General features: G+C 45.9%; 14 protein-coding genes. 7 read left to right on the forward strand and 7 right to left on the reverse strand.

Annotated elements, in window-relative coordinates:
- Nucleotides 1-152 precede the first annotated feature (152 nt).
- Together ABDW33_RS07160 and ABDW33_RS07165 are read left to right on the forward strand one after the other, a co-directional pair.
- Nucleotides 153-1,346 (forward strand): AAA family ATPase, encoded by a 1,194-nt coding sequence (locus ABDW33_RS07160; protein ID WP_343689385.1) that lies wholly within the window; start codon nt 153-155, stop codon nt 1,344-1,346.
- Between the two features lie 4 nt (nt 1,347-1,350).
- Nucleotides 1,351-1,989 (forward strand): RloB family protein, encoded by a 639-nt coding sequence (locus ABDW33_RS07165; RefSeq protein ID WP_343689386.1) that lies wholly within the window; start codon nt 1,351-1,353, stop codon nt 1,987-1,989.
- A 551-nt stretch (nt 1,990-2,540) separates the two neighbouring features.
- Here the strand turns inward: ABDW33_RS07165 and ABDW33_RS07170 are convergent.
- The 7 genes from ABDW33_RS07170 to ABDW33_RS07200 all read right to left on the reverse strand — a co-directional run bounded on the left by ABDW33_RS07170 (nt 2,541) and on the right by ABDW33_RS07200 (nt 12,989).
- Complete coding sequence (locus tag ABDW33_RS07170; protein ID WP_343689387.1) at nt 2,541-3,056, reverse strand: hypothetical protein; 516 nt, start codon at nt 3,054-3,056, stop codon at nt 2,541-2,543.
- 8 nt (nt 3,057-3,064) lie between these two features.
- Nucleotides 3,065-4,144 carry an alpha/beta hydrolase gene (locus ABDW33_RS07175; protein ID WP_343689388.1) on the reverse strand — a complete coding sequence of 360 codons (1,080 nt, stop codon included), beginning with the start codon at nt 4,142-4,144 and terminating at the stop codon, nt 3,065-3,067.
- Between the two features lie 94 nt (nt 4,145-4,238).
- Nucleotides 4,239-6,200: a TlpA disulfide reductase family protein gene (locus ABDW33_RS07180; RefSeq protein ID WP_343689389.1), complete on the reverse strand. Its 1,962-nt coding sequence runs from the start codon at nt 6,198-6,200 to the stop codon at nt 4,239-4,241.
- Between the two features lie 6 nt (nt 6,201-6,206).
- Complete coding sequence (locus ABDW33_RS07185) at nt 6,207-7,586, reverse strand: RagB/SusD family nutrient uptake outer membrane protein (protein ID WP_343689390.1); 1,380 nt, start codon at nt 7,584-7,586, stop codon at nt 6,207-6,209.
- A gap of 18 nt (nt 7,587-7,604) precedes the next feature.
- Nucleotides 7,605-11,240: a SusC/RagA family TonB-linked outer membrane protein gene (locus ABDW33_RS07190; protein WP_343689391.1), complete on the reverse strand. Its 3,636-nt coding sequence runs from the start codon at nt 11,238-11,240 to the stop codon at nt 7,605-7,607.
- Nucleotides 11,241-11,325: 85 nt separating this feature from the next.
- Nucleotides 11,326-12,321 carry a FecR domain-containing protein gene (locus ABDW33_RS07195; RefSeq protein WP_343689392.1) on the reverse strand — a complete coding sequence of 332 codons (996 nt, stop codon included), beginning with the start codon at nt 12,319-12,321 and terminating at the stop codon, nt 11,326-11,328.
- 92 nt (nt 12,322-12,413) lie between these two features.
- Nucleotides 12,414-12,989 carry a sigma-70 family RNA polymerase sigma factor gene (locus tag ABDW33_RS07200; RefSeq protein WP_343689393.1) on the reverse strand — a complete coding sequence of 192 codons (576 nt, stop codon included), beginning with the start codon at nt 12,987-12,989 and terminating at the stop codon, nt 12,414-12,416.
- A 425-nt stretch (nt 12,990-13,414) separates the two neighbouring features.
- Between ABDW33_RS07200 and ABDW33_RS07205 the strand changes: the two genes are divergently transcribed.
- The 5 genes from ABDW33_RS07205 to ABDW33_RS07225 all read left to right on the forward strand — a co-directional run bounded on the left by ABDW33_RS07205 (nt 13,415) and on the right by ABDW33_RS07225 (nt 21,279).
- The gene (locus ABDW33_RS07205) at nt 13,415-15,085 is read left to right on the forward strand and encodes a C1 family peptidase (protein WP_343689394.1); all 1,671 of its coding nucleotides are present in this window, start codon (nt 13,415-13,417) and stop codon (nt 15,083-15,085) included.
- A 60-nt stretch (nt 15,086-15,145) separates the two neighbouring features.
- Entirely contained in the window at nt 15,146-15,451 is a 306-nt protein-coding gene (locus tag ABDW33_RS07210) for a protease inhibitor I42 family protein (protein ID WP_343689395.1), read from the forward strand.
- 134 nt (nt 15,452-15,585) lie between these two features.
- Nucleotides 15,586-18,033 (forward strand): PKD domain-containing protein, encoded by a 2,448-nt coding sequence (locus ABDW33_RS07215; protein ID WP_343689396.1) that lies wholly within the window; start codon nt 15,586-15,588, stop codon nt 18,031-18,033.
- A 31-nt stretch (nt 18,034-18,064) separates the two neighbouring features.
- On the forward strand, nt 18,065-20,014 hold the full coding sequence (locus ABDW33_RS07220; RefSeq protein ID WP_343689397.1) for a gliding motility-associated C-terminal domain-containing protein: 1,950 nt from the start codon (nt 18,065-18,067) through the stop codon (nt 20,012-20,014).
- A 221-nt stretch (nt 20,015-20,235) separates the two neighbouring features.
- Nucleotides 20,236-21,279, forward strand: a complete 1,044-nt coding sequence (locus tag ABDW33_RS07225) for an NAD(P)-dependent alcohol dehydrogenase (RefSeq protein WP_343689398.1) — start codon at nt 20,236-20,238, stop codon at nt 21,277-21,279.
- Nucleotides 21,280-21,320 lie beyond the last annotated feature (41 nt).

Consider the following 21,320-nt stretch of genomic DNA (forward strand, 5'->3'; position numbering starts at 1 on the left):
CAGGCAAGTCCTCAATAAGAGTGCCCTTTATGAATAAATTGAAAATCAATAGCTTTCTACAGGTATAACGTTCGGTTTTACAACAATAATTGTCCGCTAACGAACAAATATGATATAAAATAAATATATTTGAATATAACCCTTATCCCGCTATGTTGCTAAGATTTGTTATATCCAACTACCTGTCATTTGATGGAGCTACCGAGTTTAATACCTTTCCCGGACAGGCATTTAAGCACTCCCACCACATTTATCACCACGGTAAGATAAAGGCACTTAAATCAACGGCTATTTACGGCGCAAACGGCGCCGGAAAATCGAACCTGATCGATGCACTCGAAAATATCCGGCAATGGGTTAAAAATGGATCAGTCAGTACATCTGTTAACCGGCAAAAGTTCCGGTTAAAATCGGAGAATCAACAACAACCCTCCTCTTTTCTGCTTGAATTCCTGGTTGGCGGTACCTGCTATCTATATGGACTGACCATTGATGATAAAAATGTACTGGAAGAATACCTCTATGAATCGGGCATAGATAAAGCACCTGCCTTAATATTCAGGCATCATGAAAATACCATCCGCCTGTACGATGAGAAGCATGCACCTGTTATCGAGGTAGCCTATCAGTGGATCACGACCCAGATTATTATCATGCGCCATAATTCAGGTATTATTGAATGCCTGCATAAACTGTGCACCCATCCGGCATTCTTTACTTTCAGCAATGAACTGCTAAAAACACTGGACACAGGTATTGACTACCTCACCCTTGAAAAAACTGATCGTACTTCATTCCTTGCAGCGTACGATCCTGAAAATAAACATCCGAAGTTACTAAGTGATCCGGGAAAAATATTCGTTACCAAAGAAGGCAGGTATTTTACTACAGAAGAAAACGGCCGGATCATGCTGAATAAAATCACGGCCTTCCACCATCACTGTCCCTTTGATTTAATAGAGGAATCTATGGGCACAAAAAGATTACTGGAATTAATACCGGTATGCTGGTCAATGATCCACCATACCGCTACTATTATCATAGATGAAATTGAACAAAGCATTCACCCTGTGCTGATCAATGCATTGATTAAGAAAATAATGCACCACACAAATACGCAGGGACAACTGATCTTCACTACCCACAATTCCAACTTACTGGACACTGATATATTCCGTAACGATGAAATCTGGTTTGCTGTCAAAACCAAAGAAACCGGTGCCACCGAACTTTACAGTCTCAACGACTTTATTGTCAACACGCAACTAGATACCCGTAAAGGATATTTAATCAATCGCTTTGGCGCCATTCCTTCAACAGCTACACTGGAATTATTAAAATGGTAATCCTATGAATATTGAAAACCTCTCGTATGCAAAACGCCCCCCCTACAGAGATGCGTCCCGTATAGTAATAGCCTGTGAAGGTGCCCTGACAGAGCCGAACTACTTCAAGCATTTTGAAGCAGCATCTCCCAGACTGACAGTGACTATTGCTGGAAAAGATACGGAGAACCCTACGTTATCAGCACCTAAATGGGTACTTGCACGGGCTGAAGCACATGCAGAGAAAGTGGGCCTTGCAGAAATTGATGAAGTCTATCTTGTAATGGACGTAGATCATCATGAAGAAAATGAATTTAGAGAATTGTATGAAATCTGTAAGGAGAAGAACTGGAGACTGGTCTTAAGCAACCCTTGTTTTGAGGTCTGGCCTTATATGCATTTTAAGGAATCCTTTCCGGACACCCGTTTGAAACCACAGCGGCTAAAGCACATCCTCTCTACCATCATACAAGGTGGTTATCATCCTGAAAAGATCTTACCCTATACAGAGAAGGCTTTAAAAAATGCCGCCTTGTTAGAGAAGGATGCTGGTTATTTCTTTCCTGCTGAAAATACGACTAAAGTATATATGCTGGTTAACAGGCTGATTAACCTCATGGGAAAATCCTACTTCCTGAAACTGATTCAATCTAAAAAAGGATAAGCCTTTTACGGGCTTATCCTTAAGTAGCCATACCAGGTAAGATAAACATCTACCAGCCGGCTGCGAATGGTACATTTACCATTTCATTCGCCATTAAGACCAGCTGGCCTTTAACGACTGACGACTTTGCCGTTCACCTTTGTGAACAGCTCACATTTTTGCTGCATGTGAGTTTGTTTTTAGTACCCTGTGAGCGCCTTAAAAAAACGGAATTAACACTTCGACATTAAATCCATTATAGGTACAGAATTCGTATAGGTTAACTTCTTCTCCTCTTTCTTTATTGAGGATCATGTGTAAGCAATCTATCCATTCTTTTGCTTCACGTGGGGTGAGGTTAAAAATCGGGAGATGATATTCAGCTCCACTGGTTCTATTGCCCATTGCGGGCCAATAGCCATCATGAAAAAAGGTTTTCAAATGTAAAAAACTTTTGTTTTGCTATGGCTATAATAAATATAGCAATTTATCATCACTTAACAAAAAACAAACAACTGATAATATAAAAAAAGGGCACGTTACCGTGCCCCCTGCTCTATATGATGAAAAATTTAATTTCCCCAGTTCACTTTAATATCATGTGCCGCTGCATACTTTTTTCCCTCCGTTGTCAGCACATCAAACAAACTATCAAACCGCTCTCCATACTTTTTATCTATTTCCTTTCCCAGCGACAACACATCTTCCTGCGTACCTCCCTCATCACTCATCTTTGCCAGCGCTTTATATTCATTCTTGTATACCGGCAACACATACTCAAACAAAGCCACTGATGTCTTCAGCATCGTTCTCGTCTCATCCGTCTCCTTCAGATCTTTGATCTTCACCAGCTCCTTTTCTATATACTGCACCTTCCCATCTATCATTTTGGTCGCAGCGTTCGGCCCGTTTGGTAACGTACCATTGTATTTTACGTTCTGGGCGATCAACATCTTTGTCAATGCGTCACTTCCAAAATCATTGATCATATTAGTATTCAACACGGCCGTGTCGAAATAATTCTCGGGGGTTGGATTCGAACAAGCTGGCAACACCGCCATAGCAGCCAGTACTAAAAATTTTTTCATGTTGGTGATCACTTTATAAACTGAACGCCGTTTACATCAATTTTCGTTCCATTTATCCATGCACTCATCATTTTCAGCACTTCCGGGGCAAAATCTTCCTGCAACTTCGAAGGCTCCTGCATTGTACAGGTCACACAATGCTGGAATAAATGGTTCAATCCAGGGACCTTTACAACCGTAGCGTTCTTTACATAAGCTTTGTAGTTCCCCAGGTTTTCATCCGCTGCCACCATTATATCCTTATCGCCATTGATCGCCAATAACGGCACCTTTACCTGCTTTAACCACGGAACCGGGTCAAACCGGATATTGTACCTGTACCACGGACCTGTTGCCTGCCTGAGATAAGACTCAAGAGGGAAAAAGAAATGGTCCCGGCTCTTCTTATACACAGAATCCTTTTCTCCCTTTGCTATATCCTGGTTATCCCATAATACATAGGCATTCCTCAAATGCTGCTCCATATCAGGAGCGGTAGCATACGCATAAGCCGTATCAAACATGATATCATTGATCTCATTAAAGCGCTTCTGCTTCAATACAGGAATACCGGCACTGGTCACGATTGCCCGGTTTTGCGCCTGCAATGCCTTTAACCCGGTCGTTGCCAGACCTGCCAGGCTAATCACAAACCGGATGTCCTTGCTTTTTACAGCCGCCATATAGGCCGCTGCGCCACCTTCGCTATGCCCTATAAGGCCCACCCGTTTTACGCCCGGATATGCCTTTAAAAATGCTGCTGCGGTAACCGCATCTGCTGCAAAATCGGCCGTTGTAGCCTTTTCGTAGTCGCCGGTTGTTGTTCCCGTTCCCCTGTCATCCACCCTCAATACCGCTATTCCATTGCTACTCAGGTACTCCGCAATCACTTTGAACATCTTATGACCTGCCATCGTGCCATCCCGGTCCTGCCTGCCTGTTCCCGAAACAATCACCACCGCCGGAAATTGCTGAACGCCAGAAGGTATGGTCAGTGTCCCCCCGAAACGGATACTGCTATCGGCATTATAATACTGCACATCTTTGGAGACAAACTGCCCCATTCCCTGCATACTGATGAACAGCAATGCGAATAATATTCTCATCATAAGTTATTTAAAAGGCAAAACGCTTCCCCGGTTAAGAAGAAGCGCTCATGCCCGGGTCATCACTCTTTGTTCATTTTATCAATCAACTAGTCACTTACTTTGCGAGAGAGATCATCATCTCTATTTCATCTGCCAATCCGCTCGGACTGCCCATGTACCCGGTCTGTGCAAACCGGATCTTCCCGTTTCCATCAATCACGACTTTAAAAGGAATTCCTGACGTCTGGATCAGCTTTGCATACTTGCTATAAAATTCGTCTCCATTGTCAAACAGCACTTTAAAAGGATACTTCTTTTCTTTAATGAATTTCTTCACTTTCTCCTTGTACTCAGGATCGCGCTCCTGGGTATCTACAAAGTAGAACACCACATTGCTGTCGTTCTTAAAATGTTCCTGTGCCATCTGCATACCCGGCATAGCTGCCTTACAAGGTGCACACCAGGTAGCCCAGAAATCCATCACTACTACTTTCCCTTTTTGTGCGGCCAGTGATACTGTGTTTCCATCCAGGTCCTTCATCTCAAATGGTACGGCCGCTCTGTCGATCATGGCTGATTTTACATGTTCCCGCAGCAACTCCATTGTATGGGCATCCTTCATACCATTCAGGTAAGCATCAAACCCTTCCGTATCCTTATGTGTTTTCAGGTAGTCTTTCTTCAGCAGGTCAATGATTTGTGCTGAAGCCTGGTTCATGCGTACGCTGTTGCGCAGTACTTCGTCCAGCCGCTTCTTATCGCCAGCCTTTTCCAACAGGGATGCTTCCAGTTGATTCAACGTGGCGTTACTGTACTGAAAAGTTTCCTGCATTCTCAGGGCCAGCGCAAGTGCTTCCTTTTCTCTGCCAGTTTCACTGAGAATCGCGATATGTGTAATATAATCGGTTTTGAAAATTCCGTCTACATAAGTTGCAAATTCAGCAGGCGTATAGTAATAATACTCCTCAGGTTTGTGGCTTTTCAGATCCGCCAGCTTATCAATTATTCGTTTTGAAAAAGGATAAGCTACCTTCGCCGGCATGGATTTCCAATCTGCATAAGGAATTTCCACCATTTTGTAATAAGCAAAAGCCAGCTGATTTAAGGTTGTCGTATTGATGTATTTTGCCAATACCCCGGTGTCTCCCTTAGCGATGGAAATAGCAAAGATATTTCTCCATACCCCCCTGTCATACTCAATGCCTGCCAGATCATCCAGTTCTTTTTCAGGTGCATATGTCTTAATGAACTGCTCTGATAGTGACAGCTTTTTATCTGTATCCCGCTCTTTTATCAGCTCCTTATAGTCTGCCAGCTTCTTTAGAATACCATTGGGGTATTGCGCATTTATAGCTGCCCTTAAAGAATCTGCTCTTTCTTTTTTATGCAGATATTGCTCGTTGATCAAAGCCAGTGTAAAGAGATCCTTCTCTGAAAGGTTAGGTGCATGCAGCATATAGCTGGCGGCTGACTGAATAGAGGAAGAATTTTCCGGGTTCATTCCGGCCTGCCGTTCCATTGCTGCCCTTGCCCTTACATAAGGCCAGATAAATGTTCTGCCGGCTTTCCAGTAACCAATTTCCTGCCCCATCCAGAAGAACATGGCAGAATCACCAATACTGAAATTTTTGTAATACCCCCTTATACCCATTTCATAATCACGGGCACGCAGTGCACCATACCCTGCATAGGCTGCCTTCCATTGTCTGCCTGGAACAGATCCCATGATGATATAGCCGGTATCTCTGTTGTTGTCTGTCGAATCGCCCGCCCTGAACTTAAATGCCCATAACCCTTTGTCAGGTGTGAGGGGTACTGTGGCGGTGTACCCGCTATCTGTCTTTTTCAGCGGCAGGTCCTGTGCTGTCCAGTGGTAAGTGGTATCATAAATGTACACGGCCCCGAGTATGGGCTTGCCTGTTTTCAATAAGGCTGTATCCGGACGATACAACAACTTAACGGTGTCTCCGATGGAAGGTCGTTCTGGTGTCATTTTCAGTCTTCTCTCCTGCGCCTGCGTGCCGGTATAGGCACACAGGGCAAGGATAAAAAGGCAGCTATGCTTAATTCCTCTCATTATTTATCATGGATTTTGTTCAATCTCAGGGTTCAGGCCAATCACGTAAGTCGCGATCGGGAACACGTACCTGTTGCTGGATGGTTCCAGCGTATAGGTCTGGCCCTGCCAGGTCCTGGTATATGTCTTTGCAAATAAAGGATCGTCTTTCAGACGACGCTGATCCATCCAGGGTAACAGGCGGCACATGAACTCACGTTTGCGTTCCTGTATTACTTTTACAATGGCATCATTCTGGTCCGTCGCGGTAAGCGCCACGTAATCCGCTGCTTTGAAACGTTTCTGCCTGAGCATATTCACTTCATCCATTGCTGCACCTGTATTTCCGGCGCGGGCTAAAACCTCTGCTTTAATCAGCATCATCTCCGGTACGGAGGTACCAATGTTCCTGCTCTCAAAGTTAATCTGCTCACGGCAAAAATAGCGGCCTGTATAACCACTGCCGAAATAGCTGGCAGCATCCCTTGTAAATAGCTGGTAACGCATATCTTTGGTGCCCAGCAGATTCAGAATATCATCGCTCAGGCGCATTATATAAGGAGAATAAGTAAAACTCTGGTTTGCCACCTTGCCAAAGATAATTTCAGGGTCATTTTTACGGTATGGCAAAGATGTAATCGTACCCAGGTTATTCAACGTATTCTGTAATGCCAGTGCACTATCTGCATAAAGCCCTGCATTTGTATAATCACTTTTTAACAGATAAAAGCGGGCCAGCAGAGAGTAAGCTGCCGCCTTATCAGGCAGTGTACTGTACGCACTTGCCGTTGGCAAAGATAACAAAGCTGTTTTGAGGTCTGCCTCAATCTTATTATAGATCGTGGCCACTGAAACCCGGCTGAGTTTCTGGGCCAGGTCCTGTGTTAGTACCAACGGCACGCCCGGATCTGAAGATGCAGTAGTACTGTTGTAAGGCTTTGCATATTCATTCACCAGATTCAGATAAGCATCGGCTCTGTGTGTGAGCGCTTCTGCAATTAACTCAGCTTTTGCAGAATCAGTTCCCCCGGTGCTGGTAGGTACTTCGTTCGTAATGATATTACAATTGAAAATTCGCCCATAGTAAGTATCCCAGTCTGCATCATGGTCTGTAGAGACTTCATAAATAGGCGCTTTCCAGGTATACACGTTCCTGATAAAAAAGTTGGAACTGTATCCTTCCACGGTTGCCTGCTGAATACTATCTACAATTGCTACTTCAGCAGCGGCCAGATCCGTCATCTTACCCCCTGTTTCGAATGTAGAAGTAGCATTCAGTATATAGCGATAATTGTCAATTGCACTTGGTATCAGGCTACCCTGGGTTTTTATATCGGTGTATTTACTACAGCTGCTGGCCAGTGCCATAGTACCTAACAGCAGCATTGAAAGATATTTATTGTTCATCGTAATTTTAAATTTTGGTTAGAACCCTACATTTAACATCAGGTTATATTGTGGCGTAGCTGGCAGATGCAAAACAGTACTTGACAGTACTGGTACATAATCTGGATCCAGGCCTAACTTGTTCTTTTTCCAGATTAATCCCAGGTTACGCACAGCACCACTCACCTTGATATTCTTCGCAAAAACTTTTCCTGCCATTGCTGAAGGCACCTGGTAAGACAATGAAATCTCACGCAGACGGATGTAATCACCAGACTGGATATTTACGTCTGAATATGCATAACGAAATACTGAAGTAGCAGCGTAAGCACCTGCTACACCAGGTACAATTGTCTTCGTTTCATCACCGGGATTCTGCCATCTGTTAGCGATGTCTCCTGAAGTATTGTAATTCATTCTGCGGGAGTTAGGATACTGTGTAGCAACCGGTGCACGGAATACTGACCCAAAACTATAGGTAGCCAGTACAAACATTGACCAGTTTTTATAGCGGAAAGTATTCTGCATTGAACCATATACAGGGGCTGTTCTGCGGCCGGCATATTTTATAGCGCCCATATCAGTTACGGCTGTATTAGCGCGTACCTTATTACCATTCTGATCATAGATCTTTGTCCAACCTAAACTGTCGAGACCTGCATTTTTATAGGCAAAGACTGCGTCAGACGCGTATCCTGATATTATTCCCGAAAAACTGGAGTAGAAAGAAGAAGTTGGTTTCAACACACTACTGGTTACCTTGTTGGTATTGTATGAGAAGTTCACGCCCATGTTCCAACCAAAATCCTTCGCATCTATAATTGCGCCATTCACTCCCAGATCAATACCTTTGTTACTCATATTCACGCCATTCCTGTTAATGGTGTTACTGCTTCCCAGTAAGGTCGGATTTACCTCCAGTAAGTATATAATGTCGGTACCTTTCTTACTATAGAGATCAATCGTACCACTCAGGCGGCCATTCAACAAACCATAGTCTATACCTAAATTCGTCACATAGGTATTCTCCCACTTCAGGGCCGGGTTAGCAGGCGAGATAACTGAAGCAGTAGGTAAGCCCGTCTGAGAGTCGGAGCTACCCAATGAAATATTTGTAAACGGACGAAGATCCTGGTTAATATTACCATTTACACCAAACGTCGCACGTACACGCAGAGAGTTAACCCAGGTTACATCCTGCATAAAAGATTCCTTTGCAACGTTCCAGCTTACACCACTAGACCAGAACGGCTTGGCACGATACTTCTTTTCCAGACCGAAGTTGTTATAATCATCATACCTGACACTACCAGATAATGTATATCTGTTCCTGTATGTATATGCCGCATTGCCATAATAAGAAAGGTAACGCTTTACATAATCTGTCTGCGTAGGATAACCACCCAGGTATCCGCCGGAGTAATCCATGGTCGCATAATAGGTACCGTAAGGAACAACTACGCCAATTCCCGTCTCGGGATTGTATCCATATATGGTATACCCATTTGCAGAATTCAGTGTCTGCCGCGTCTCCATACCTGCCAGTGCACTGATTTGATGATCTTCTTTTAAAGACCTGTTGTATGTAAGCTGACCGCGCGCACTGTAGTTATTCATATTGTTATTGCTGGCCTGCAGAATACCACCGTCAGGAAAATTCTTCGTAAGGGTGGTGCCTGACATCACAGTTCCTTTGTTATATAGGTCTCTTACATAAGCACTGTTCTTATCCATCGTATTACGAAGGGTAAAGAAGTCCCGCTCCTGCATATAAGCTGCGTTAAAACTTAATCCCTTGTACAGTGGTATTTCCAATGTGATCGTACCTGAATAGTTATTATCACGTGAATATTTCCTGTTCATCTTCAGCTCATTCAGGTAGTTGGTAGACCAGTTCCTGTAACCGAGATTCTGCAATGAATCAGCATAGTGCTCGCCGATGGTATAATAGAAGTTGTCGTGAATATCGTCGTAGGGCATAAAGGTATTCGCACCGTTGGACAAAGGGCTCAGACCAATACCATTATTGGCATAGTTAAAGAATGCGCCTTTCAAACTCACTCCCAGGGTGATCTTCTTCAGGATCTTAAATTCCTGGTTAGCAACCAGGTTAATACGTTCTCCGGAATTACCAATAGTGCTGGTATTCTCTTTAGAATAAGAACCTGACAGATAGTAGGTATGCGCATCAGTACCACCACTTACAGACAAATTGTAATTCTGTGCGGTTGCGGACTGCATCAGGTAATCGCTCAACTGGCTATAGTTATTTCTTTTGCTCAGTTCTGCTACCTGTGCGTCGTACTGGCTCTGTGTGATAAGACCGGATTTGAGCTGAAACGCCAGATCGACACCTTTGTCTACATAATACTTAAGACCTGAAGTATAGGGATTATAGGATGCGGCGGGGATGATACCCTTATCTACCAGTTCCTTGTCGAATGCCAGTACCTGTGCACTATTCATGAGCTTGAGATAACCAACATCCGGGCGGGCCTGTGTACTGTAGCCTACACTAAAATTCACAGCCGGCTGACGTAAACGCCCTTTCTTGGTTTGAATCACAATCACCCCATTGGCAGCACGTGCCCCCCAGATAGAAGCGGCAGCGGCATCGCGGAGGAAAGTAATCTGTTCAATATCGTTAGGGTTCAGGGTTTTCAGATCGAACTCCGTTGGAAAGCCATCCACAACTACCAGTGGACTCGTTTCACTCTTCAATGTCGTGGTTCCACGGATGTTATAGTTGTAGTTATTCATTCCAATAGTACGGGTGTTACTAGCAGCAGCCGGCGTTACGTTGTCATAAACAAAAGTATTGTCACCCGCAGTCAGCTGCATCTGCAAACCAGGTACCATACCCTCCAGGCGGTTAATCACATTCGCCGTAGGAATCTTTTCCAGCTCCTTGGCAGTCACTACGCCAAAAGATCCGGTCGCACGTTCCTTCGGCAGGTTCACATAACCAGTAGATACTACTTCCACCGGCTTCAGGTAACCTGTTTTATCTTTCAGCGCCACTTTATAGTAAATCGCATTTGTCACAGGCAGCACCTGGCTTTCGTAGGCAATACAGGACACCTGGATGTTCTTTGCAGTCGCAGGCACCTTCAGTGAAAAATCACCATTTTTTCCTGTTACAGCCATGTATTTCGTGCCTGGTACCATAATGGTCGCAGAAGAAACAGGCGCCATAGATTCATCTGTCACCACTCCTATAATCACACGCGCATCTGTACCGGTGGTATCAACAGATCTGTTAATCTGCACCTGTATCATCTGAACAGCAGGCTGCTGGGAAGCTGCCTGATCAGAGGCAGCTTCGTCAGGAGCCACATGGTTGGTTTTATCCTTCTCTTTAGCCTTATCAGAAGTACCATAAATAGCATACTGTGATCCGCCCAGCTTTCTGAACTTCAGGTTGTATGGCTTCAATACAGTGGTCAGGTAGTCTTCTACCTTTTTGAAACTACCGTCAGCAGGCGTATTCACGCGCTTGTTGCTGACCAGCTCATCTTCATAGATAAAGGAAACATGAAATTGCTTTGAAGCGCTGTTCAAAGCTTCTTTCAGTGTGAGTGTTGGTTGATTTTGGCTGGCTACGGCAGCAAACATCTGCAGGCTGATGGCAAGCATCAGGCAACAGAAGGCCGCAACCTTTTTCAGATTGATCATGCCTGTAAGCAATTTTGATTTACAAAAATAAATGGTAGCGTACCCTGTCTCGAAATGTCAGTTCAGCTGTCCCTTGTCCTTAAATTTAGTTGGGTGTTACAATGATGGTTGATCCCTGCTGTGTAACTTTTGCATCTAATATTACAGCAAGCGCGTTCATAAGAACTTCTTTGTCGGTCATCTCGATTTCTCCGCTAATCTTCTTATCCAGCAGCGAAGAATCAGTTGCCTGAATCTGGTACCCCCAGTCGTCTTCCAGTAAACCAAAGAAATCGGCTACGGGAGTCTGGTCCAATTGCAGCTTGTGCTGCTGCCAACCCGTTACTTTAGATACGGGTACTTTCTTTTGTACTAAATCCTTGTGTTGACTGTCATAGCGGGCCATGTCTCCCGGCTGGGACAGGATGAGCTTTTTTTCTGCAGAAGCAGCTACCATTATTTTGCCTGTATTTAATACAACAGCGGTAACCCCTCTACGGTTGCGAATGTTGAAAGAAGTTCCCAGTACATGTACGTCTACACCATTGCTGTGTACGTCAAACTGCTGGTCTACGTTCTTCTTTACATTGAAAAAAGCTTCTCCCTCAATCCACACTTCCCGGTTGGCCCATTCCTTATTGTACTTGATGGCAGAGTGCCCGTTCAGGGTCACTTCAGTACTGTCTGGCAGGAATACTGTTTTAATTTCTCCAAAGTTGGAGGCTATGTTCACCTCGATGTTTCCCGGGCGGAAAATCAGCCAGGAAGCGGCGGCAATAACACCTACGGCAACAGCAGCACGGGCTATATATACCAACGGGCTTTTGCGCACATACATCTTATTATTGCCTATATTATTATAGATCTCATCCCACATTTCACGTTGCTGCAAGGGTGTCGGACGCTCATGCACCACGTGTAGACTACGGACTATCGAAACAGCAGTATCCACTTCTGCAGCTTTGTCCGGATAGGCAGTCACAAAAGATTGCCAGAATGCGGTATTAGCTACGTCAGGGAACTTGACCCACTCCAGGAAATAAGGCGTTGTAGCCAGTTGGTGGCTGGTATAATTGCGAAAACTATGTATGGAGTGGTTCATCCGTTCGTGCTGTTTTTAAAGGCCCTTTGAATATATAAAGACAAAAAAGGGGCAATTGTGCCCCACGATCTTTAACTTTTTTTTATTTTTTTTTATCCTCTCAGGAAAGTAAGCAACAAAGCTGTCCCTGCAACCCCTCCCATCAGCTCTTTTAAGGCAGCCAGGGCACGGGCGGTAAGCTTGTAAGTTCCCCTGATCTGCATGTTCATCAGATCCGCAATCTCCTCGAATGAAAGCCCTTCAAAAAAACGGAGGTAGATAATTTCTCTTTGCTTGCTGGTGAGCCGGATCAGGGCTTCCTGCACTTTCTTCTGAAGAATGGCCCGCTCTTCGCCAGCTATCAGCTGGCTGTCCATGCCGATTTCAAAATGAAACTCCGGCTGCTCATCTGTATAAGTTGTATTCGCTCTGGATTTGAGTAAACGGAACAGGTGATTCCTGAAAGATTTAAGCAGATAGAAGCTATACCCGCTTTTAACCTGCAGGGACTGCCGGTATTTCCATAGGGAGATAAAAGTTTCCTGCACAGCATCTTCTACCAGGTGTAGATCACTGGTAAATTTCCGGCCGTAACCATAAAGCTCTTCATTGTACTGAAGGTATAGTGCTTCAAGGCTGTTTACATGACTTTCCCGTATGCCATCCCATAATGATTGTTCTCCTGACAAACTGAGCAGATTTTTGTTGATTGCTATGTTGATTACCTGGTGGCAAAAAACATAAAAAATTTATTACTTGCTGCCGAAGGCCAAATTCTATTTAAACCAGCCCCTTCAAAATTAATATATTATACGTAGAAATACCTTTTTTTCCACTTGCAATCAATTGCGTTCATAATTTATTTTGTTGATTTACAACATAGTTATACCTTTAAATAGCATGCATGCAATATTACAATTCGTCACAGTGAATGGCACTATCTTTACTTTACACCCCAAACATTGAACCACTAGCAAAGGCGTTATTCACTTCCATATCTTTTACTTCCTGACAGCAGTTCTGATCACTGCAGCGTAAGCTTGCTGTCCCATTTCATTTCACGTAATCTGGTAAGACGCAAAATTTCGTTCACTCCCAAAAAACACCACAGGAAATGTCTACTATCAAAATTTCCGACCTGGTTACTGATTTACAAAAATCAAGTACCCAGTGGCAGGCAAGAGAAACCACCGTTTCACAACTGCCTGCTTCCCAGCAGAAAGCCCTCCTCGGCGTTGTTGTAAATCAGGCAGAACTCGCCGCCATCATGAACAAACGCGATGCAGCTGCCCCTGTTGCGAATTTTGCACAGCAGGTAGACTGGCGCAACAGGAATGGCAACCACATTACCCCTGTCAAAGACCAGGGCGGATGCGGATCCTGCGTTTCCTTCTGCACAACTTCTGTAGTCGAAGCCATGGCTTCTATCGAGCAGGGACAACTCCTGGATCTTTCTGAAGCAGATCTCCACTTCTGTTCCTCCCACGGGGCTAATTGTGGCGGATGGTGGCCTACCGATGCTTTCAATCAGATCAAAACACGGGGTATTCCGGATGAAGCCTGCTTTCCATACGCCACCGCTTTTCCAAATAATAATATCTGGCAACAACCTCCCCATTGCACCGTAGGCCCAAACCGCGATGCAAGAGCCGTTAAAATCACCAATTCAACCACCATCGCAAACGTTACAGAGCGTAAAAACTATTTAACCAACAATGGTCCCTGCTCTGCTATCATGCATGTCTATGATGACTTCTTTGCTTATGCAGATGGGGTGTACAAACATGTAAGTGGAGCTGACAATGGACTTCACTGCGTAACCGTCATCGGGTTTTCTGAAACAGAAAAATGCTGGATCTGCAAAAACAGCTGGGGAGCCGGCTGGGGTAAAGGCGGGTTCTTCAAGATCGGATACGGCGAAGCCGGTATCGATACTGAATTTCCGTTCTGGACCGCTTCCGGTGTAAAACTTCCTGCGCCCGCCCATGGCTGGTATGGCTATGAAAACCTGGGTGGCCTGCTCTCTTCCAGACCCAACGCTGTATCATGGGCGGCGAACCGTATTGATGTAGTAGTAAGAGGTATGGACAGCGCAGTCTATCATAAATGGTGGAATGGTACCTCCTGGAATGGTTACGAAAACCTGGGCGGTCAGATCCAGGGAGCGCCTGCTATTTGCTCCTGGGCCAATGGCCGCCTCGATATGTTTGCCGTAGGCCTCAACCATCACCTGTACCATAAATGGTACCAGGGCGGGTGGAGCAACTGGGAAGATCTCGGCGGCATGCTCTCCTCAGAACCGGCCTGTGTAAGCTGGGGACCAAATCGTATCGATGTATTTGCCCGTGGTATGAACTCGTCTATGTGGCACCTCTGGTGGGATGGCGCATGGCATGGATGGGAAGACCTGGGTGGGGTGATCACCTCCGCACCAGCCGTATCTTCATGGGCAAGCGGCCGGCTCGATTGCTTTGCCCGTGGTCAGAATAACCACCTCTGGCATAAATGGTATGACAATGGCTGGAGTAACTGGGAAGACCTGCAATCAAATATGTTCGGTAGTCCTGCTGCCGTATCATGGGGACCCAACCGCATCGACGTATTCTATCCTGGCCAAACCTATAACATGATGCACAAATGGTGGGATGGTCACAACTGGAGTGGCGATGAAAACCTGGGTGGGGCCCTCTCTTCTGACGTGGGCGTTTCCTCCTGGGCCGCCGGCAGACTGGATTGCTTCGTGGAAGGCACCGACTCACAAATGTATCACAAGTGGTATGTATAAAGTACCTTTAAAAATCGCTTCTGCCTCCGGGTAGAAGCGATTTTGCCCAAATCACAACCCATGCAAGCAGAAATCAAACAACTTACCCTCGGCACCTCACTCCCTGTTGTACTTCCCGGCCTCGGCACCGCCGGCTTTCAATGGTTTTTTACAGTGTCAAATCCCGACTGCGTAGAAGTAGTACGCTACAACTATAGCATTGAAACTATGTTCATGGAAGCAGGCAATAGCCTCGACGTTGTCTTCATGGTCCACTCCAAAGCTCCCGGCCACACAAGTATCTTATTCGAACAAAAAAGAATATGGGAAAAACACAACCCACCCATCAATTCCAAACAACTCGATATAACTGTAGTTAATCATTAGAATAAAAAATATATTATCCCCTTCCCACCCTTTTTCTCACTCCGGCAGTATTTATTTAAACGCACTATATCTATTCCTGCTACGGCCTATACCGTCGCATATTTTCATTTATAGCTAACCTATAATGACCATTCATGAAGCACTTCTTTACCCTGATACTGTTAACCGTATTAACAGGTTGGCAGCCCCTGTTTGCCCAGACCTTTGCACCCATCCCTGTCTCCGGCTTTAATGCAGACATTGTAGCAGAAGCGGGAAACAGCGCACTGGCGGCAACATCTACAGTCATTGATGGTAGCAATCACGTCATTCATACTACAGCTTTCGCTACAGCTAACGGATTATCCGGTGGTATTGCACCTACCGGCAACTTTGTAAGTGGAACCAAAACATGGCAGATGGCCGCCTTCAATACAAACAATGCCTTGTATATGGCGGTACCTTCCAATGCTGTACCCAATACTGTCGGAACAGGAACACTCACACTCACTACACCAGGCATCTACAGCAAATTAAGCCTGCTTGCATTCGCTACCGAAGGAACAGCTACTGTATCCGTTTTACTGACCTTTACAGACGGAACAACCTCCAATGCCGGTACGATCACCATCAAAGACTGGTTCAATGGCACACCCGCTGTAGTAACCGGCTATGGCCGTATTACGCGTACCAACACTCCCATGACCGTGGATGGACTGACCTCCAATCCCCGCTTCTATGGTTTTGATTTCAACATTCCCTGTGCTGTACTGGGTAAAACACTGGCTTCCGTTACGTTTACACAGCTGGCTGCCGCCGGTGGTACCTCCCGGGCACTCATTCTCGCGCTTGCAGGTGTTACTTACACACCTATCGTTTACAGCAGTGCACATACCAATGCAATATGTGGTGGTGCCAACGGCACCCTTACACTCACGGCAACAAACGGTTCCACCCCGTACACATACCGGTGGAATACTACGCCTGCACAGACAACGGCCACTGCGACCAACGTGCCTGCCGGGCCATATGTAGGTACGCTTACCGATGCGAACGGTTGTATCTTCACCGTGAATGATACCGTATCATTGATATCCTCCGCCACAATTACGGCGAGTGCCAGTGCAACGGCTGTTTGTGCCGGCGATCCGGTGACCCTTACCGCTACTCCTTCAGCAGGTACTGTTACCGGCTATTCCTGGTCACCAGGTACCCTTGCCGGGCAAACGGTAACAGATCATCCAACAGATACCACTGCTTATATCGTGTCGGCCAAAGATGCCTTTGGTTGCATTATAAAAGATACTGTAGATGTAGCTGTCAAACCTACACCTACTTCTTCATTTACTGTCACTCCTGGTATCATCTGCCTGGGAGGTACCCAAACCGTAACGTTCGAAGGTACTGCTACAAATGCCGCTACTTACAACTGGAATAACTTTGCCGGTGCTGCCGTACAAAGCGGTACCGGAAGCGGTCCATATCAGATCTCGTTTCCCAATGCAGGTAATTTCAACTTACAGTTGCAGGTTACTGATGATGGCTGCGCTTCAGCCATGACCACGCAACCGGTTACGGTATCAGCGCCACCGCAGTTAAATGTTACAATCAGCAAATCTCCTGTGTGCGCAGGTGAAACCACCACCATTTCCTTCTCAGGTACAGCTACCGCAGATGCAGTGCCTACCTGGGACTGGGGTGGAGGTACCGTGCTGACGGGTACCGGATTTGGTCCGTACGATGTAAAATATGCGACTACCGGCAATATCCAACTAACTGTGACAGATGGCGCCTGTACCGCTACAGCCACTCCTGCTACTGTACAGGTAATACAATTACCAGTGCCTGCATTCACACCTGATCTCACACAGGGATGTGCACCTGCTGTGATTAAATTCGACAACAAGTCGCAAAATGCAGACAGCTATCAATGGACCTTCGGAGACGGCGCCAGCAGTGTAATAGAAGATCCTTCACATACGTATAATAATACCGGCGTATACACCGTTTCACTCACTGCCACCGCACAAGGTCAGTGTGCGGCTACCATTACAAAAACATCGCTGATCAGTATTTTGCCAATGCCCATTGCCTTGTTCAGTTCTGCACCGGGTCAAAATATTGCGGTGGAATTCAAAGCAGCTAACTTCACGTTCACGAACAATTCACAAAATGGGGTGAGTTATGAATGGGACTTTGGCGATGGTAACAGCTCTACCGCTTTCTCACCTGAACATAAGTATGAAGCAACCGGTGAATTTCGTGTAACCCTCTATGTAACTAATGATATCGGCTGTACAGACAGCATCAGCCGTGCCTACTACAAAGTAATACCAGATCTCCTGCTAGACATCCCCAACGCCTTCAGTCCGAACGGGGATGGAATCAACGACCGCTGGGAAATAGACGGCCTCAAAGCCCGCCCCAATGCAACAACCGAAATCTTCAACCGTTATGGCCAGATTGTATTCAAGGGTATTGGATTTTCCCCATGGGACGGTACCTGGAAAGGACAACTCATGCCATTCGGTACCTATTACTATCTCATAAAGACCGCCCCCGGAGAAAAACCGTATTCCGGTTGGGTCACCCTGCTTCGTTGATGTTAGTCCATAATTATAATAATATATTTCCATGACACGAATCTACTTTGCCGCTCTTCTCTTACTGATATGCCTGTCAAAATCCTATGGGCAAACGTATACGCCTGTACCAATTACAGGGTATGCCGTTGATGCATTTGCAGAAACAGGTACCAGTTCTGCAGCAGTGACCACTGTTGGTCTTGACCTGCAATTGAAGGTGTTGTATTCTGCAGCGTTTGCGGCGACCAATAGCCTTCCTGCCGGGTTGCCGGATAATGGGACCATCGTAAACGGGCAACGCACCTATCAGCTAAAAAATTATGATAGTCTCAATGCCATCTTTCTTTCAGCCAATGCAACAGCCCCGGGAAGTGCAACTACGGGTACCTATACATTGCTCACACCAGCCGCCTATTCCAAGATCAGTATACTTGCCTGGTCTACTGAGCAAAACAGTACCTTCAATGTAACACTGCATTTTGTAAATGCACCCGATATCAATGTGGGTACATTTACGGTGGCTGACTGGTTTGGTGGCAGCAATCCAATGATCAATGCCATAGGCCGTATTATCAGAACTACGGCCCCCCCTTATACAGTAGAAGGTTTGACAAGTAATGATCCCCGCATGTATGCCGTGGATATTCCTGTTCCCTGTGATGCACAGGCTCAGTTATTATCGGCAGTTACCTTTGATTATGTTGTAGGTGGTAGTGCTGATTCACGTGCTGTGATAGCAGCTATTTCTGCGGTGCCATTTGTACCATTAACGACGACGGCTACCACCGTTCCTGCTACCTGTGGTTATGCAAATGGCAGCATCACAGTAGCGGTAAGCGGCGGTACTGCGCCACTGACACTGTCATGGAATACCAACCCTGTCCAGTTTACCAGTACTGCTACAGGCCTGGCTGCAGGTAATTATACGGTCAACATTCTGGATGGAAATGGTTGTATCACACAATTTGATACCACGCTCTCACAAAACTCCCCCATACAGATTGCGGCCAAAGCAAGACCCGCAGCTATCTGTGCCGGTACCGCCACCACTATTTATGCAGTACCTACCGGTGGACAGATTGTAAAATACACCTGGGAACCCGGTGCAATGAGTGATTCAAGTACCACTATTACACCAGCAGCATCTACCCGGTATACGGTGACTGCCGAAGATGTTTTTGGCTGTATAGTAAAAGATAGTGTTGAAATTACAGTGAATTCCCAACCAGCTGCCCCTGCAGCAACGGCACCTGCCGTGTGTCCTGACAGTACCGCCACACTGCTGGTTACAAACCCGGTAGACACGCTGACGTACAACTGGTATCCAATGATCGCAGGTGGTAACACTGTCGGTACCGGTGATAGCTATACCACACCGGCTATAACAGCGCCTACCTCCTACTTTGTAGAAGCCGTGAATGGTTCATGTGTGAGTGTACGTACGCAGGTAACGGTGAAGCCGTTTGACAAAGTGGCTGCGCCTAAGATCAAGGCAGGTAATGCTACGGGCAGTACGATCACCTTTACCTGGGATCCGGTACCTGATGCGACAGGCTACCTGATATCTGTAAATGGCGGGGCGTACACGAACCCCAGCTCAGGATCTACCGGCACTACACATACAGTTACTGCACAGATGATAGATAGCGTGACACTTACAGTGGTAGCGCTGGGTACATTGAACTGTGAAAACAATGCCGCCAGCTTTACAGTAAAGCTCAAGGCAGACCCGATCTATGTGCCGAATGCATTTACCCCGAACGGAGATGGACTGAACGACATCTTTAAGGCGGAAGGTAATACGATTGCTGCGCTGGATATGATGGTATTCAATCAGTGGGGGGAATTGATCTTCCATACAACGACACCGGGTACCGGCTGGGATGGCACCTACCAGGGTAAGCAACAACCTACAGGCGTATATATGTATACCATCAGGGTGATACAAAACGATAAAACAATCATTACAAAAAAAGGCGCTATCAACCTCCTCCGTTAAAATACGGTCTTTGGGCAGCCGCCTGAAAACGATGCATCAGCCCCGGATAAAAATCACTTCCGCCTTTGGCAGAGGTGATTTTTATTCCCCCTTTCCCCTTCCCTTCGCTATTTTATTTAATAGTCCTTCTCCGTTTTTTAATCCCCGCCACACCCCTTAACTTCGCGTTCGTAGAGAAGCAACAACTATATTTTCCTCACGATTATTTAATTGACAACAAAATGATTCCAGCTAAAGGATACGCTGCGTTCGATGCCCAGGCGCAGTTAGGACCTTTCAATTTTGAAAGAAGGGAACCGGGACCTCACGACGTACAATTCGACATCTTATATTGCGGTGTATGTCACTCCGATCTCCACCAGATCAAAAACGAGTGGGGAAATTCTATCTACCCAATGGTGCCCGGCCACGAAATAGTAGGCCGTGTGACGGCGGTAGGTGCACATGTAAAGAAATTCAAAGCCGGTGACCTGGTAGGTGTAGGTTGCCTGGTAGACTCCTGCCGTGAGTGTGAAAACTGCAAACAGGGCGAAGAGCAATATTGTCTGAAAGGTTCTTCCGGTACTTACAACAGCTACGAACAGGACAAGAAAACGGTTACTTATGGTGGTTATTCCAACAAGATCGTAGTAAATGAAGACTTCGTACTCCTGGTGTCAGAGAAACTGAACCTGGCTGCTGTCGCGCCATTACTATGTGCAGGTATCACTACCTGGTCTCCATTGCGCCACTGGAAGGTAGGCAAAGGGCATAAAGTAGGTGTACTGGGCCTGGGCGGTCTCGGCCACATGGCGGTGAAATTTGCCGTGTCTTTTGGCGCAGAAGTGACAATGCTGAGCACCTCTCTATCCAAGAAAGCAGATGCTGAACGCCTCGGAGCACATCACTTCCTGCTCACCAGCGACCAGGAACAGGTACATGCAGCAAGGGGCCAGTTCGATTTCATTATCGATACCGTTTCTGCCGAACATGACTATGGCATGTACCTAGGTTTGCTGAAGACCAATGGTGTGCATATTTGTGTGGGTGCGCCTCCAACACCCGCTTCCGTGCATGCTTTTGCCATGATCGCAGGCCGCAAGTCTATTGCAGGCTCTATGATCGGTGGTATCCAGGAAACACAGGAAATGCTGGACTATTGCGCCGAGCACAACATTGTGTCTGATATCGAACTGATTGAGATGCCTTACATCCAAAATGCATACGACAGAATGCTGAAAGGCGATGTACGTTACCGCTTCGTAATAGATATGGCAACACTATAATAAAATATTAAAAGCAGGCCAAAAGCCTGCTTTTAATACGA

Origin of the sequence: Chitinophaga sp. (genome assembly GCF_039596155.1) — a bacterium.
Classification (GTDB): domain Bacteria; phylum Bacteroidota; class Bacteroidia; order Chitinophagales; family Chitinophagaceae; genus Chitinophaga.